The sequence below is a fragment of the Bdellovibrio bacteriovorus HD100 genome (assembly GCF_000196175.1).
Classification (GTDB): Bacteria; Bdellovibrionota; Bdellovibrionia; order Bdellovibrionales; family Bdellovibrionaceae; genus Bdellovibrio; species Bdellovibrio bacteriovorus.
This window is the reverse complement of the sequence record NC_005363.1, coordinates 1-15,412: the sequence shown is the minus strand read 5'-3', so window position 1 is coordinate 15,412 and position 15,412 is coordinate 1. Positions and strand designations below refer to the sequence as shown.

Below are 15,412 nucleotides of genomic sequence, written 5' to 3'. Positions count from 1 at the left end.
TAAGCCCTTGAAATAATTGAGGTGATATATGTTTCAACCCGTCATTTTTAGAGAATACGACATTCGCGGCGTCTATAACGGACAGTTCGACGACAACTTTGCTTACCTGCTGGGTCGCGCTTACGTCGTTTACATGAAACAAAACAAGAACATCACTAATCCGACCGTGGCGTTGGGTTGTGATGCGCGTGAAAGCTCTCCGGCCATCATCAAGAATCTTGCAAAAGGTCTGATGGATTCCGGCGCCAAGGTTATCCACCTGGGTCTGGTGACCACGCCGGTTTGTTACTTTGCCACATTTGAATTAAAAGTCGATGGCGCGGTTCAGGTCACTGGTTCGCACAATCCTCCAGAGTACAACGGCTTTAAAATTTCCGTGGGTAAAGGCACCATCTTTGGCGTCGAAATCCAGAAGCTTTTGCATATCATTCAAAAAGGCGAATTCATTGACGGTCAGGGTTCTGAAGAATCCTTCGACATCAAACCAATGTACTACGCACGTTACGCTAAAGAATTCGGCCACATCAAGGACACCAAAGTTGTTTTGGACTGCGGTAACGGTGCTGGCGGATCTGTGGTGCGCGGCCTGTTTGAAGCCTGCGGTTTGAAACCAACCATCTTGTTTGAACAGCCAGATGGCACATTCCCGAATCACCACCCGGATCCAACGGTTGAAGAAAACCTGGTGGATCTGAAAGCGCAAGTACTGAAAGAGGGTGCTGTTGCCGGTATCGGCTTTGACGGCGATGCCGATCGTATCGGTGTTGTTGATCACACCGGCCGCATGGTTTACGGGGATGAATTGATGGTGATCATTTCCCGCGCGATTTTGGCTGAACAAAAAGGGGCTAAGATCATTGGCGACGTGAAGTGTTCTGATCGCCTGTACCACGATGTTGCCAAACACGGTGGTCAGCCGATCATGTGGAAAACCGGACACTCTTTGGTGAAAGAAAAAATCAAAGTTGAAAAAGCACCTTTCGGTGGCGAGATGTCCGGTCACGTGTTCTTTGCCGACCGCAACCACGGTTATGACGATGCTCCTTACGCAGCTTTGCGTTTGGTGGAAATCCTGGCAAAAACCGGCAAGACCATTCCACAATTGCTGGAAGGTTTGCCACCGGCTTTCAACACTCCGGAAATCCGCATCGACACTACCGAGGAGAAAAAGGTTCTGATCGTTGAAAAGATGATCGAAGCTTTCCCGGCTAAAGAGGGTGCTGACTATAAAGTCGACTTCACTGATGGCATCCGCTTGAGCTTTGCTGACGGCTGGGCGCTGTGCCGCTCTTCCAACACACAGCCGGTGGTGGTGGTTCGTTACGAATCCTCCTCGCAGGCAGGCCTGGATGCGATCCGCAACCGCGTGGAAGCGATTGTAAACAAGTATCTTTAAAAACTAAAAGCCGGGTTCATCACCCGGCTTTTTTTATTTCAAACAAAGACTTTCTGTCGGCAGTCCCAGCTTCATCACCGCCGTGATCGAACTTAAAAGAGCCAACTCGTCGGTAAACCCCAGACGACTCTCCAACTTCAAATGCACCGTCTCTTTTTGCAGATTGTATCCGTACAACGAAATTTCACTGCCGGAACAAACCAGACCGCCAATTTTTTTGATCTGCTTCTCCAAAGCGCGGTTTTTTGAATAGTACTGATAGTAGGTGTCTCTGATTCTTTCGTTGGAAACAATATCCAATAGTGCCTGATCTTCAGCATGAATCACCGTTGTCACGTGAGAACCCACAAAGTTATAAAGACGCAGGTACTTTTCTTGAATCGCATCATCTGAACCACTCACGGAATTTAAGACAATCACATTGGGCGCCAGGTTTTCCACACCTTTATCCCCGAGGTTGTCTTCAGGAAGAACAAGAATATAAGATTCCGGAAGTTCCAGTTCCTCACTCCAAAACAGCAGGGGAATGTTGCGATTCTGAAGATGCTTTTGAATATATTCGGCCGTTTTCTGAAGTCCTTGGATTCCTGTGACCACAATGGCCGGATTTCCCTGATAACTCATGATTGCTCTCCTCTCGTCAGCCGCGATGGGCTTTATGTTGTTCTTCAGAGAAGAAAGAAGTTGTTCAATCTGTCGGCGCTGATCCTGCAGCTGATCCGACTGCTCACGCACCAGATCCAGACGACGGCTGAGTGAGTTTACCAGACTTGATTTATCCAGATCTCGATCGGCCCGCAGAAGAGCTTTCACTTCTTCCAGCAGGAATCCCAGATCTTTGAACTCTTTCAGGCGAGCAGCTTCAGAAAGCTGGCTTTCCTGATAGTAGCGATAACCGTTGTCTCCGCGGTGTGGTGGCACCAGCAGATTCATGTCTTCATAAATGCGCAGGGCTCTGGGGGAAAGGCCCGAAGCTTTGGCAAATTGTCCAATCGTCAGCCAGTTTTTCATTCTTACCTCTAAGACAACTCTCAACGTTGACGCTGGGTTAAGGTCAACGGCGTTTTACAGGTTTTTTCGATCTGGAAACGACTTTCTTGGCGACCTTCTTGGTCACTTTCTTTTTAACGACTTTTTTGACGGTTCTCTTCTTCGTTTTCTTGCGCGCTTTTTCCTGGGGCCACACACCCACACGGGGATCTGAGCTTCGCACCAGGCAGGTGATCATTTCGATGCGCTCTTCCCAACCTTCGAACGTGAAGGGCAGATACAGCCATTTCGGCAGAACCGGATGATTCACCAAAAAAGGAAACTGCTTCTGCAGGGACTCGTGATGAATCCGGTCGGTCGCAATCAAAACACCATTCCACACTTCGAAGTCGTATTCTTTACCGCGATAGGAGTAGTCGCCGACGTTTTCTGAAAGAAGCATCTTCAGCTGGCCCTGATAGTACAGTGCCAGTCCGCCGAACATCGACTTGATGATGGCGTCGGGTTTTTCTTCAACGAACTCAAAGATCCAGCGGTTTTCAAATTGCTTCATACTCCATAAATACCAAGGCCTTCAAAGCGTCTCAAGACGGAAAAAGGCCCCTGTCTAAGTATTCGACACTTAAAATTTCTATCCTGAAATCTAGGGCTTTTGAGCTGTCATCTCATTTGCATTTAAGCACCACGAGGTGAAGTGATGACTCTGATTCGACTGGCGGCTGTGATTCTTTCTGTGGTTTTTAGCGCTTCCGTGTCTATGGCGGACTGCCGTGACTGTACGACCGTGGACTTTGAAAAGAACATCCAGCTGAATCTGCTGACCCCGATGCTGCATATGTCGCTAAAGGAAAAAATCACCTACGTTCAGTCTTTCGGTATTGATGTCTACGCCGTGAAGGATCCGGAAAATCTTCCTATCACTGTACCGTATCTTCCGTATGCCACGGAGGACATTATTCCCGCAAAGTTTATCAAGCTTTTCTCGGAAGGTGCCATCGGGCAGTACATGACCGAAACCAACTATGCTTACACAGTGAAAAAGCCGACCATTCTATTGATTGAAAGTGTGGATGACTGGACGGTGATTCATGAGTTTGCGCACTACCTGTTTGATCGCGCTCGTTTGATGGAAGATGACACCCGGGAATCGTTGCACCTGATGCATTCTGAAGACGCGCAAGAGGACTTCTTTGACGCCAAAGAGTCCTTTCGCAACTTAGGAGGATATCGGGATGAGGAGCACAAGAAACGCACGATCCAGAGCTTTGTCCTTTACGCGAAGATGCAGATTTTCTTTGAGCGCTCCGCTAGCCTTGAAGAAACCACAATCGAGAAACTTCTGCGCAATTACCATGTGACTCACAAGCCTCACGGTTTTACTCACAAAGACACAGAACGCAGTGACCGCTATGTTTATAATACGTCCTTCAAGGCCCAGGAGGCTTTGCGCTTGATTCTGGAAGACTGTGTGGATCTGGCAAAGACTCTTACGGCGCAAGATCAGAACTTGTTGTCAGAACTTAAGAACGTCTGCCATCAGGCCAAAGAGTTAAAGAAAGACGGTGTGAAAGTGTATGAAAGCACCGGACTGAAAAAGTCGCTTACGCCCGCGTATTAGAATTCATCAGCACAAAATAAAAAACCCACAACCGATGAAAGTTGTGGGTTTCTAAAGACCGCTAAAACGGCCTTCTTGATCAAGAGATCAAGCCTGAATTATTTCAAGCCCAAAGCGATGATCAAAGCGTAGATTACTAGGGATTCGATAAGAGCTAGACCCAAGATCATTGGGATCAAAAGCTTACCAGAAGCCGCTGGGTTACGAGCGATACCTTCCAAAGCTGTGGAAGCAGTTTTACCTTGAGCCATTGCACCTGCGAATACAGAGATAGAGATTGCAAGAGCTGCTGCGATAGCAACAAGACCGCGGTCAGAGTTAGCAACTACAGTTTCAGTAACTGCAACAGCTGCTTCTTGAGCGAAAGCGGAAGAAGATGCGAACATAGCGATAGCTGCGATGATCATTTTTTTCATGTGGAACTCCTTATGGTTTAAAAATTTGCCTTTTAGTGATCGTGTGCAATCGCGAATGCCACGTAGACCATTGAAAGCAAAGTAAATACAAAAGCCTGAACAAAGCATACGAACAATCCCATCACGTAGAATGGAATTGGTACACCGATTGGAACCAGATCAAGGAACACGGAAAGAACCGTGTGGTCACCCATCATTACGTTCGCTAGACGAAGACCCAAAGAGAATGGGCGAACGATGTGGGAAACGATCTCGATCACAAACATCAATGGAGCCAGGAAGATCACCGGACCCATGAAGTGCTTAAGGTAAGCAACTGGTCCGTTTTCTTTTACACCCTGGAAGTTATAGAACAAGAACATCAACACACCGAAACCGAATGTGGTGTTCATGTTTTCAGTCGCCGGAGTCATACCCGGGATCATGCCCAACAAGTTGTTGAACAAGATGAAGAAGAACACGGAAGCAAAGAACGGGATGTAGTGTTTGCCGTGCTCGCCGATCACCATGTCAGCCAGACCGGAAGTCATCTCAGTCAAAAGCTCGAAGATACCACGCAAAGAGAACTTGCTTGCTGGCAATACAGCGGCTTCACCTTTACCCAGAGAAGCACGTGCAGCTGCACCGATACCTACTGCTGCTACAGTGGCAATACCCAGAGTCGCAACGTGTGCGTACTCGTGACCAACACCCGGAACCAATTGTGTCCAGTTAAATGACATCTTCTTTTCCTTCTCTTAAGGCTTCTTTCACCGCATATCCCAGCGCTGAAAGAATAAAACTTGCGACCCCTAGTGCGAACCACAAAGTGTCGAACCAAGTTTGGTCTACAAGCTTAAAGATAATAATCCCTAAAATCGCGTACTTAAATACAATGATCCCGATGGCTAGGGCAACCAATTTCTTACTGAAGATCAATCCCCAGGCCCATCCCATCAGGAAAAAGCTCACCAAAATGACCAAAGCCCCTGAAATGAAGGAGTAGGTGTGTTGTGGTGCGGCAAAAAACCCTAAAAGGACGCCTCCAAGGAGGGTGGTGAGGGCTTGAATGGCGAGTACATATTTCATGGCGTCCCGGGTGGTTTCTTGGATTCTGATTCTTTCTCATCTTGTTTCTGAATTCGATTCAGCAACCAGATAACCCTGACCAGCCAGCCAGCCAAAGAGGCAAGGCTTAATACCGCAAAGATAAGACCCTTGGTTTGGTACTTTTGATCAAGATATTGGCCAAGGTAAAAACATCCCAGGATCAAACCGACAAGTTCAAAGCCGATGGATGCAAAGATTATATACTTTTTCATTACTTCCTGAATCCTTTCGCTCCCGGAGCGTTCTTCATACGCTCCTGCAGGCGCTTGATTCGCAGTTCGATGTATTCAGGAGGGTTGTACTTACCCCGGTGCTCTTCCAACACGGCAATGGCGCTCTTAAAGTCCAAATTCTCTTCATAACAAACCGCCAGAGTCAGGGCGACGTTTTCCTGAATCGCTTTATCCGGATACTTATCAATCAGTTCTTTGAAGATGGCGGCGGCATTCTTAAAATCCTTCTTCGCCACCAGGATGTTACCCTTCAGCATCAGGCCGCTGAAACGGATGTTGTCATCACTTTTTAGTTTCAACAGGGAATCGATCTCGGATTCTGCCTGAAAGAAGTTATTCTGATAGTACTGCGCACGGGCCACGTTCATCTTGTACTGGGCGGCCTCCAGATCCGTGTGAGGCATCTGTTGCAGCTTGCTGTATTCAATGATCGACATCTGATAGTTCTGCAGATTGTTGAAGTAGATAGAAGCGATCTGTTTCTGGGACTCAAGGCGTTCCGCCTCATCCGTTGAATGCAGAACAATGTAGTGATGATAATTGATGGCTTTATTGAAGTCCTTGATCTCAAAAAACGAGATTCTTGCGGCTTCCCGGGCAGCTTCCAGAGGGAATTTACTGCTGCTGTTTCTTTTGATAACCCGGTCCAGATACCCCAGGGCGATCCGATGATGACCCTGGGATATGGATTTTTGAGCTTGTTTAAAGTCCGCCTCTTCCTGCGAAGAGCAGGCGGACAGAGCCAAGACTAGGACGACCAGCAAGGCTCTGATCATATTAGTGTGGTGCGCCTTCCGGTGCTGGAGTTTCCTCCGTCGCCGTTTCGTCTTCAGCCACAACCGCCACGCCCGTCACAGTCTCGTCTTTCTCGTCGATATTGATCAGACGCACACCTTGGGTGTTACGACCCAGAACAGAGATGTCCGTCACTTTCATGCGGATAACCTGCCCTTTGTCGGTGGAAAGAATAAGTTCCATATTGTCAGCGACTTTTTTGGTGCCGATGACCAGACCGACCTTGTCCGTGGTCTTTTGAGTGATGATACCCACACCACCACGGGACTGGATGCGGTATTCGCCCGTTTCTGAACGTTTACCGTAACCTTTGGAGGTCACCATCAAGATGGTGTCTTTGGTGTTCTTCTCAAGAACTTCCATCGCCACCACGACATCGTCTTTTGCCAAAGTGATTGCTTTCACGCCGCGGGCGGTACGGCCCATCTCGCGCACATCTGCTTCGTTGAAGCGGATGGACATACCTTCTTTGGTTGCAATGAAGATATCGCTCTGACCATCAGAGATCTTCACATCGATCACACCGTCATCAAGATCGGTGGTCAATGCGATGATACCTGCGGTACGAGGGTTCGCAAAGGCATCCAAAGATGTCTTCTTGATAACGCCTTTTTCAGTCAGCATCACGGCGTATTTGTTTTCACTGAATTCATTCACCGGCAAAATCGCACGAACGCTTTCACCATTGGAAAGCTGAACCACGTTCGCCAAAGATTTCCCTTTGGAAGTTCTTGTGCCCAAAGGCAGACGGTGAACTTTACACCAGTAAACCTTACCTTTGTCGGTGAAGACCAACAGCATGGTTTTTGTGCTCGCAGAGAAGATGTCCGTGACGTAGTCCTCTTCCTTGGTCTCCATACCCTTCAGGCCTTTACCGCCACGTTTTTGCACGCGGTATTCTTCTACCGGGATACGTTTGATCAAGCCTGTGTTGGTCACAGTCACAACCATCTGTTCATCAGCAATCAGGTCTTCGTCTTCCAGATCACTCAGATCACCCGTGATTTGAGTGCGTCGTGGATCGGCGTACCGTTTTTTCACGTCTTCCAGTTCGCTCACGATGATTTTGTAAATCTCGCGAACGTCAGAAAGAACGAACTTCAACCAGTCGATTTGTTTCATCAACTCAGCCAGTTCCGCAACGATCTTGTCACGTTCTAGACCGGTCAAACGCTGCAAACGCATTTCCAGGATTGCAACAGCTTGTCTTTCAGAGAATTCAAATTTCGACATCAATGCTTCACGTGCGGCGTTAGCCTCTTTGGAAGCACGGATGGTTTTGATCACTTCTTCGATGTGATCCAGGGCTTTTTTCAGACCTTCCAGGATGTGCGCGCGCTCCTGGGCTTTTTTCAGTTCGAAGATACAACGTTTCGTAACCACGTCACGGCGGTGATCCACGAACGCTTCCAGCATGCCTTTCAGATCGAAAGTCACTGGCTGGTTTTTCGCATCCAGCGCCAGCATGATGATACCGAAGCTCGTCTGCATCTGCGTGTACTTGTAAAGTCTGTTCAGGATCACGCTGGCATTTTCACCGCGTTTCAGAACAACAACGATACGCATGCCTTCTCGGGAAGACTCATCACGGATGTCAGAGATGCCTTCGATTTGTTTGTCACGAACAAGGTCCGCCATGCTTTCAATCAGCTTGGCTTTGTTCACCTGGTACGGGATCTCGGTGATGATGATCTCTTCACGGTCTTTGACCTGAACGATTTCCGCCACCGCCTTGATAGTGACGATGCCACGGCCTTTTTTGTAGGCCTGCAAGATGCCTTCACGGCCGGCGATCACACCGCAAGTCGGGAAGTCCGGACCCTTGATGTGTTGCATGAGATCTTCGATCTGACAGTCAGGGTTTCCGATCAGATGGATACATCCGTCGATAACCTCGCCCAGATTGTGCGGAGGAATGTTCGTCGCCATACCAACCGCGATACCCGCAGAACCGTTCACCAGCAAGTTCGGGAACTTGGATGGAAGAACCGTCGGGATCAACAAAGAGTCATCGTAGTTCGGACCGAAAGAAACAGTTTCTTTTTCCAGATCATTAAGCAGTTCTTCTGCCAAAGCGGTCAAACGGATCTCGGTGTAACGCATAGCTGCCGGAGAGTCACCGTCGATGGAACCGAAGTTCCCCTGACCATCCTCAAGCGGGTAGCGCAGGGAGAAGTCCTGGGCCATACGAACCATGGTATCGTAAACGGAAGCATCACCGTGCGGGTGATATTTACCGATCACGTCGCCGACCACACGGGCCGACTTCAAGTACGGTCTGTTGTGGCGGTTGTTCATTTCACTTTGAGCAAACAAGACACGGCGGTGAACCGGTTTCAAACCGTCACGAACATCCGGCAGGGCACGGCCCACGATCACAGACATGGAGTACTGCAGATAGGCTCCGCGCATCTCCTTGCTGATATCAACTAACGTGACGCCTTTTTCTTCTTGATTATTTTCCATAAAATTTCAAATCCCTTAAAAAATTAAACGTCCAGGCTTCGTGCCAACAATGCGTTGTCGTGGATGAATTGACGACGAGGCTCAACCATTTCACCCATCAGGATGGAGAATGTTTCGTCGGCGGCAACGGCATCGTCGATAGTCACTTTCAGAAGAGTTCTGTTTTCCTTGTTCAGAGTGGTTTCCCACAACTGCTCCGGATTCATCTCTCCCAATCCTTTATAGCGCTGGATGTAGATTCCTTTTTTCGTGGATTCCATAACGTGAGTGTAGAAGTCATTGTAGTTTTCAAACTGAACTTCGTTATCACCCTCAAGAATCGTCAAAGGCAAAGTGCTGATCGCCTGAATATCGGCCCAGATTTTTCTAAGCTCGATGATCTCGGAAGAACGCAGATTGTCTGTGCTGAATTTTGTTGTCATTCGGTCGGCATAACGAACGGTGTAGATGTCAGCATACATTTTTCCGGTTTCAGCTTCGGTTTTAACTTCACCTTTGTATTCGGTGATACCCAAAGTCTGGTCAGAATTAACCCACGCACCCAGGTCGGTAAGAACCTGTTCGATTTTTTTCGCGTCCGTGAATGTTTTTTCAAAATCAGTCACTTTGCTTAGCAGGAAGTACAAAACGTCCTTGTCGTATTTCTTCGAGGAAACACGCAGAAGGTCGTTGAAACGCTGGATGTTCAAGATCAGCTGACGCAGATCTTTTTCCGGCAGGGATTCTTTGCCTTTGATTTTGAAGTTACCCAGGCCCGAGCTCAGAAGATACTCAGTCAAGGCCGCTTCATTTTTCAGGTAAGTTTCCTCTTTGCCTTTTTTCGCACGGTACAAAGGTGGTTGCGCGATATACACATAACCACGCTCAAGCACCAGTGGCATCTGACGGTAGAAGAACGTCAAAAGCAAAGTCATGATGTGGGATCCATCGACGTCGGCATCGGTCATGATGATGATTTTGTGATAGCGGATTTTATCCACATTCACGTTGTCTTTACCGATACCGGTCCCCAAAGCGGAGATAATGACTTTGATCTCTTCCGAAGAAATGATTTTGTCAAAACGCGCTTTTTCGACGTTCAGGATTTTACCTTTCAACGGCAAAATCGCCTGCGTGCGACGGTCGCGTCCTTGCTTCGCGGATCCACCTGCGGAGTCCCCCTCCACCAGGTACAGTTCACAAAGTGCCGGGTCCCGTTCCTGACAGTCCGCCATTTTACCTGGCAGAGAGCCACCATCCAGAACTGTCTTACGACGAGTCAGATCACGGGCTTTTCTGGCAGCTTCACGGGCACGCGCGGATTCCACACATTTCATGATGATGTTTTTTGCTACAGATGGATTGCGATCCATCCAGTCGGCCAGTTTTTCATTCACCAGGGTTTCGACGATACCTTTGACTTCGGCATTACCCAGCTTGGTTTTGGTCTGACCTTCGAACTGTGGTTCACGAACTTTCACAGAGATAACGGCTGCCAGACCTTCACGGATGTCTTCCCCCTCAAGGTTGGCTTTCAGATCTTTCAGAAGATTTTTTTCAGTCGCATACGCATTCGTTGTACGAGTCAAAGCGGCACGGAAGCCGACAAGGTGAGTACCACCTTCATGCGTGTTGATGTTGTTGCAATAAGTGAAAACAGATTCAGAGTAGGAATCATTCCACTGCATGGCGATTTCGACTTCGACATTGTCTTTTTCGCCTTTGAAGTAAACCACTTCGTTGTGCAGGGATTTTTTGGACTGATTCATGTACTTCACGAATTCAGCCACACCCTCGGAATACTGGAAGTCCTGCTTTTTGCCGTTGCGTTCATCGGTCAAAGAGATATGCAGGCCCGCATTCAGGAATGCCAATTCACGGAAACGATTCGCCAGAGTAGTGAAGTCGTAGCTCAGAGTTTCGTCTTTGAAGATGGTGCGATCCGGTTTGAAAGTTACTTTCGTTCCAGTTTTTGTGGTGGTTTCACCCTGAGCCACGGGCGCCAGGATTTTTCCGCGCTCGTAGTTCTGTCTCCAGAAATGACCTTCACGCTGAACTTCCACGGACACACGGTCAGAAAGCGCATTCACAACGGAAGCACCCACACCGTGCAGACCACCGGACACTTTGTATCCGCCGCCGTCAAATTTACCACCGGCGTGGAGAACGGTCATCACCAGCTCTAGCGCGGACTTGCCGGTTTGTTTCTGAGTAGCCACCGGAATACCACGACCGTCATCTTCGACTGTGATGGATTCATCGGCGTTGATGGAGACACTGATTTTTTTGCAGTAACCAGCCAAATGTTCGTCTACCGAGTTATCCACAATTTCATACACAAGGTGATGGTAGCCCTTGAAAGCGGTATCACCGATATACATACCGGGACGCTTACGAACCGCCTCGAGACCTTCGAGAACCTGAATTGAATCGGCTGAATAGGATTTTTGTTCTTCTGCTGACACTGGAACCCCTCATTGCTTTGCATACCCCTCGACAGATTCGAAGGTGTCGCGTTCATCATTTTCCGCAGTTGAGAAACTGCAGAAAGCTACTCAAGGATTTGGCCATCCTTGATGCGCACCACGCGGAGCTGATCGAGGCTGAATGATTCAGGCAATGTGAAATCCGTCGTCGTCACAAAAATCTGCGTATTGATCTCGTGTAAGAACGTAATCAGTGCATCTCTTTTGGCTTTATCGAGCTCAGAAAGTACATCGTCCAACATCAGCACAGGATAGGTCCCGTGAGCCTTCCTATGATACACAATTTGGGCCATTTTGAAAGAAAGAATGATCGCTCTCTGCTGCCCCTGGCTACAGAAAAATCGTGAGTCTTTTTGCCCATATAGGAACACAATGTCGTGCTTATGAGGACCCACCAAACTTGTTCCACTTGAGAGCTCCGCATCATGCAGTTCGCGAAGTCGTTTTGTGATTGCATTTTCAACTTCTTCACGTGTGAAACTCACCGCATTTTGATCGGAAACAAGGTATTCCACCGAGATATCCACAGAGGAATTGCCAGAAATGTACTGCATGGCATTATTGAAATCTTTGGAAAGTCCGTGCAATGCCGTGATGCGGGCGTGGGTCAGATCGGTCGCTAAACGCACAAATTGGGGGTTTAGAGACTCCAAAAGGTTCTGGGTGACCACTTTATCCTGCAAACCCTCCAAAAAGTTCTTCAGGATCTTATTGCGCGTTTTCAGCGCTTTTCGGTAATCGGCGATCAACTGGGCATTTTTTCGGTCAAAAGTTACGAGCAACTCATCCACCAGCTCGCGGCGGTGATCTGCCCCTTCTTTGATCGAAGATAGACTTTCAGGACTGAACACGACACTGGCAAAAATCTTTCGGATGTCGGCCGAGTTCACACGCTTGTCGTTCAGGGTTAAAACCTTGCGGCTTTTTGAAAGACCCAGTTTCAGTTTGTAATGAAGATCGTTCTGAGTAATCAGCGCCTGGATAACCGACTCGGAAGTGTTCGTGTTGATCAGGGTGGAGTTGTCAGAGTAGCGGAAGGAGTCCCCTTGAGAGATCATGTACATCGCCTCAAGGAGATTTGTTTTACCCTGTCCGTTCTCTCCGAGGAAAACATTCACCCGAGGAGAGAAGGACAAAACCACGTCCCGATAATTTCGGAAATTAACCAGACGCAGTCTTTCGAAAATCATTAGATTCTCATTGGCATCACAACGCAGGTGTAAGTCTGGTCGTTGTGAGGTCTCATCAATCCTGGTGAAAGATGATCATTCAGTTCGAAATCAATTTTGTCCTGGTTCATGCTGGTCAGGATGTCAGTGATGTACTTCGCATTGAAACCGATTTTGATTTCGCCGCCCATGTAATCCACTTCGATCTCTTCTTTTGCATCACCCAGTTCAGGGTTGTTCGAAGAAATCTCCATACGGCCGTTGGATAGATTCAACAACACCGCTTTGGATTTCTGATTCGCCAAAAGGGATACACGTTTCAGTGAAGTCAGGAACGCATCACGGCTGATCATCACTTTTTGCGGAAGCTTCTGTGGAATAAACTGTTGATAATTCGGGTACTTTCCTTCGATCAAACGAATCATCAGAATTGTTGATGAATGTTTCAATACGAATTGGGAGCCTTCCACAGCTATTTCCACAGTGCCGTCGATGCTTTCCAGAATTTTTTTAATCTCGTGCAGACCTTTGCGCGGAATGATCACACCTTGTGTGGCATTGACCTTGATGTCCTCGGAAGGTTTGTTCACCAGGCTCATACGGTGACCATCGGTCGCAACCATTTTGAAACCTGTCTGAGGATTCAATTCAAAAAACACACCGTTCAGGTGGTAGCGAGTTTCGTCTGTGGACACAGAGTAGATTGTTTTATCAATCATCTCTTTCAGCACTTGAGCGTGAATCTTGATGAAGGCCTGAGAGTTGTAAGTCGGGAAGATCGGATATTCTTCTGCAGAGATACCCACAATCTTGGATGTGTATTTCCCTTGTTTGATTTCCAACCAGTTGTTTTCTTTTTTGATCAAAGTGATCGGACCTTCAGAAAGTTCCTTGGCGATATCAAAAAGACTTTTTGCGCTGACAGCTACTTTGCCGGCCTGATGAACTTGAACTTTGATCTGATCAGTAAGGCTGACTTCCAGATCGGTGGCAAAAACTTTCAAAGTGTTCTGATCAGCTTCCAACAAAACATTGATGAGGATGGGCATGGTGTTGCGCTTCTCAACGATGTTCTGTGTTTTTCCGATAAGACTTAACAGATCTCGCTTATCAATCTCTAATTTCATGAAAGACCCTCTTTTGAACGCTCTTATTATCTAATTCTATATATATAAATATCTAGTAGTAGTAGTAGGGGCGTGGAAAACCTAACAAATCCCCTAAGTCCATGTAAACACTAAAAAACATTTGTGGATAAAGACTCTGTACAACTTTGCAGTTTTTGAGCCTTTTTTGGGGGTAACTCGGATCCACATTTTAAGCCCCAAACTCTTCCACAACTCTTTCCACAGTCCACATTCACACCCGTGTGATATTGTGGATTCTTTGTTCCAAGTCTTCGATATCCTTGGCGATATCCTGGTCCGCCGCCTGTAGATTCTTGACCCGTTCCAGAGCATTCATCACAGTTGTGTGATCTTTGCCTCCGAAAGACTTGCCGATATCCACCAAAGATTTATCCAGGAACTTCTTAATCAGATACATCGCGATTTGACGTGGAACGACAATCGGCTTGGCTCTGGTTGAAGATTTAAGGTCCAAGACACGCACTTTAAAATGATCCGCCACCAGCTTCATGATCTCTTCAACCGAGATCGTGCTTTGGGTTTCGTGGTGGGCCAAAATACGTTTCACAAGTTCATGATCAATCGGCAGACCCTGAAGCTCCGAGAACATCTTCACCTTCTTCAGATTGCCTTCAAGCTCTCTGATGGAACGTTTGGATATTCTGGCTATGTAGTTCACAACGTCTTCAGGAAGGCGGACATTGTACTTTTCAGCCTTGTAGCGAAGGATGGCAATACGGGTCTCCAGATCCGGCATGGTGATGTCCGCAATCAAACCCCGCTCCAGACGGGTGCGGCTGCGGTCCTCAAGGCCATGGATATCCTTGGGCATACGATCGCTGGCCAGGATGACCTGTTTGCGGCTATCGATGAAGCTGTTGACGGTGTGGAAGAATTCTTCCTGAACAGCCTCACCCCGGGCGATGAATTGAACGTCGTCCACCAGAAGAATGTCCGAATTTTCACGGTACTTCTGGCGGAATTTATCCATTTCATGGCGGCGGATGGCAGAAATACACTCATTCATAAAGCGTTCAGCCGAGATGTATGTAATTCTAAGGTGCTGATATTGTTCGCGAATATGATTTCCAGCGGCGTGCAAAAGATGGGTTTTACCCATTCCCACCGGTCCATATATATAGAGAGGGTTGTAGTCATCAGCCCCAGGGTTGCGGGCGACGTTATAACAGGCCGCATGGGCAAACTCAGAGTTTTTCCCCACGACAAAGGTCGAAAACGTCAGTTCCGAGTTCAAAGTGTCGGAACTGGACCTTGGTTGAGTAGGCTGGATATTCTGAGCACGCGCCAATTGCGCTTGGAGGATCTCAGAACCGCTTAAAACCTCATCCGGGGTTGTGGATGTCTCAATATGAGAATTTATTTTGTTCCCCGTAATACTGAACTCGACCTCGAACGGCTTGCCGTAAGTATCTGAAATTTCAGTATAAATCTTATCCTGCAGGTTCTCAATCACGAAGTACTGGTGAAGGGCGTTGGGTACTCCCAGGACCAGGCGCGGACGATCCGCAGAGCCCGTGGTACTCACGTACTCAATAGGATCAAGCCAGGTATCCAACAACTTATTGTTGTCGTTCCGGCTTTTCATCTTTGTTTTGATAAGTGTCCAAAAAGACGAGTTTAATTCCAC

At 47.7% G+C, this 15,412-nt stretch carries 14 protein-coding genes; 2 read left to right on the top strand and 12 right to left on the bottom strand.

Annotated features, from left to right (window positions below; translation table 11 throughout):
- The first annotated feature begins 28 nt into the window (after nucleotides 1-28).
- Nucleotides 29-1,396, top strand: a complete 1,368-nt coding sequence (locus BD_RS00070; protein WP_011162639.1) for a phosphomannomutase/phosphoglucomutase — start codon at nucleotides 29-31, stop codon at nucleotides 1,394-1,396.
- Nucleotides 1,397-1,429: 33 nt separating this feature from the next.
- Here the strand turns inward: BD_RS00070 and BD_RS00065 are convergent, their stop codons facing one another.
- Both BD_RS00065 and BD_RS00060 read right to left on the bottom strand, forming a co-directional pair.
- Nucleotides 1,430-2,407, bottom strand: coding sequence for a MerR family transcriptional regulator (locus tag BD_RS00065; RefSeq protein ID WP_011162638.1), 978 nt, complete (start codon nucleotides 2,405-2,407; stop codon nucleotides 1,430-1,432).
- Nucleotides 2,408-2,450: 43 nt separating this feature from the next.
- Complete coding sequence (locus BD_RS00060; protein ID WP_011162637.1) at nucleotides 2,451-2,939, bottom strand: hypothetical protein; 489 nt, start codon at nucleotides 2,937-2,939, stop codon at nucleotides 2,451-2,453.
- Between the two features lie 144 nt (nucleotides 2,940-3,083).
- Between BD_RS00060 and BD_RS00055 the strand changes: the two genes are divergently transcribed.
- The gene (locus tag BD_RS00055; protein ID WP_041583427.1) at nucleotides 3,084-4,004 is read left to right on the top strand and encodes a hypothetical protein; all 921 of its coding nucleotides are present in this window, start codon (nucleotides 3,084-3,086) and stop codon (nucleotides 4,002-4,004) included.
- A 98-nt stretch (nucleotides 4,005-4,102) separates the two neighbouring features.
- On the opposite strand, the gene BD_RS00050 is transcribed toward BD_RS00055, so the two are convergent.
- The 10 genes from BD_RS00050 to dnaA all read right to left on the bottom strand — a co-directional run bounded on the left by BD_RS00050 (nucleotide 4,103) and on the right by dnaA (nucleotide 15,370).
- Nucleotides 4,103-4,420, bottom strand: coding sequence for an ATP synthase F0 subunit C (locus BD_RS00050; RefSeq protein WP_011162635.1), 318 nt, complete (start codon nucleotides 4,418-4,420; stop codon nucleotides 4,103-4,105).
- A 32-nt stretch (nucleotides 4,421-4,452) separates the two neighbouring features.
- Nucleotides 4,453-5,142, bottom strand: coding sequence for a F0F1 ATP synthase subunit A (gene atpB / locus BD_RS00045; protein ID WP_011162634.1), 690 nt, complete (start codon nucleotides 5,140-5,142; stop codon nucleotides 4,453-4,455).
- Nucleotides 5,132-5,488 (bottom strand): hypothetical protein, encoded by a 357-nt coding sequence (locus BD_RS00040; RefSeq protein WP_011162633.1) that lies wholly within the window; start codon nucleotides 5,486-5,488, stop codon nucleotides 5,132-5,134. Before BD_RS00040 ends, atpB begins: the two co-directional genes overlap by 11 nt.
- Complete coding sequence (locus tag BD_RS00035; protein ID WP_011162632.1) at nucleotides 5,485-5,721, bottom strand: AtpZ/AtpI family protein; 237 nt, start codon at nucleotides 5,719-5,721, stop codon at nucleotides 5,485-5,487. Before BD_RS00035 ends, BD_RS00040 begins: the two co-directional genes overlap by 4 nt.
- Entirely contained in the window at nucleotides 5,721-6,518 is a 798-nt protein-coding gene (locus tag BD_RS00030; protein WP_011162631.1) for a tetratricopeptide repeat protein, read from the bottom strand. Before BD_RS00030 ends, BD_RS00035 begins: the two co-directional genes overlap by 1 nt.
- A 1-nt stretch (nucleotide 6,519) precedes the next feature.
- Nucleotides 6,520-9,003: a DNA gyrase subunit A gene (gyrA, locus tag BD_RS00025; RefSeq protein WP_011162630.1), complete on the bottom strand. Its 2,484-nt coding sequence runs from the start codon at nucleotides 9,001-9,003 to the stop codon at nucleotides 6,520-6,522.
- Between the two features lie 23 nt (nucleotides 9,004-9,026).
- Nucleotides 9,027-11,447 carry a DNA topoisomerase (ATP-hydrolyzing) subunit B gene (gene gyrB / locus BD_RS00020; protein WP_011162629.1) on the bottom strand — a complete coding sequence of 807 codons (2,421 nt, stop codon included), beginning with the start codon at nucleotides 11,445-11,447 and terminating at the stop codon, nucleotides 9,027-9,029.
- Between the two features lie 86 nt (nucleotides 11,448-11,533).
- On the bottom strand, nucleotides 11,534-12,658 hold the full coding sequence (recF, locus tag BD_RS00015) for a DNA replication/repair protein RecF (protein WP_011162628.1): 1,125 nt from the start codon (nucleotides 12,656-12,658) through the stop codon (nucleotides 11,534-11,536).
- The gene (gene dnaN / locus BD_RS00010) at nucleotides 12,658-13,764 is read right to left on the bottom strand and encodes a DNA polymerase III subunit beta (protein ID WP_011162627.1); all 1,107 of its coding nucleotides are present in this window, start codon (nucleotides 13,762-13,764) and stop codon (nucleotides 12,658-12,660) included. The genes recF and dnaN overlap by 1 nt, the downstream gene beginning before the upstream one ends.
- Before the next feature lie 232 nt (nucleotides 13,765-13,996).
- A complete protein-coding gene (gene dnaA / locus BD_RS00005) occupies nucleotides 13,997-15,370 on the bottom strand; it encodes a chromosomal replication initiator protein DnaA (protein ID WP_231839228.1) in 1,374 nt (457 codons plus the stop codon).
- Between the last annotated feature and the right edge of the window lie 42 nt (nucleotides 15,371-15,412).

Bases quoted from the DNA above. Each gene is read 5' to 3' on its own strand.
- BD_RS00030 (WP_011162631.1), bottom strand. From the start codon at position 6,518: ATGATCAGAGCCTTGCTGGTCGTCCTAGTCTTGGCTCTGTCCGCCTGC.
- BD_RS00035 (WP_011162632.1), bottom strand. From the start codon at position 5,721: ATGAAAAAGTATATAATCTTTGCATCCATCGGCTTTGAACTTGTCGGT.
- BD_RS00060 (WP_011162637.1), bottom strand. From the start codon at position 2,939: ATGAAGCAATTTGAAAACCGCTGGATCTTTGAGTTCGTTGAAGAAAAA.
- dnaN (WP_011162627.1), bottom strand. From the start codon at position 13,764: ATGAAATTAGAGATTGATAAGCGAGATCTGTTAAGTCTTATCGGAAAA.
- atpB (WP_011162634.1), bottom strand. From the start codon at position 5,142: ATGTCATTTAACTGGACACAATTGGTTCCGGGTGTTGGTCACGAGTAC.
- BD_RS00055 (WP_041583427.1), top strand. From the start codon at position 3,084: ATGACTCTGATTCGACTGGCGGCTGTGATTCTTTCTGTGGTTTTTAGC.
- BD_RS00070 (WP_011162639.1), top strand. From the start codon at position 29: ATGTTTCAACCCGTCATTTTTAGAGAATACGACATTCGCGGCGTCTAT.
- dnaA (WP_231839228.1), bottom strand. From the start codon at position 15,370: ATGAAAAGCCGGAACGACAACAATAAGTTGTTGGATACCTGGCTTGAT.
- recF (WP_011162628.1), bottom strand. From the start codon at position 12,658: ATGATTTTCGAAAGACTGCGTCTGGTTAATTTCCGAAATTATCGGGAC.
- BD_RS00050 (WP_011162635.1), bottom strand. From the start codon at position 4,420: ATGAAAAAAATGATCATCGCAGCTATCGCTATGTTCGCATCTTCTTCC.
- BD_RS00040 (WP_011162633.1), bottom strand. From the start codon at position 5,488: ATGAAATATGTACTCGCCATTCAAGCCCTCACCACCCTCCTTGGAGGC.
- BD_RS00065 (WP_011162638.1), bottom strand. From the start codon at position 2,407: ATGAAAAACTGGCTGACGATTGGACAATTTGCCAAAGCTTCGGGCCTT.
- gyrA (WP_011162630.1), bottom strand. From the start codon at position 9,003: ATGGAAAATAATCAAGAAGAAAAAGGCGTCACGTTAGTTGATATCAGC.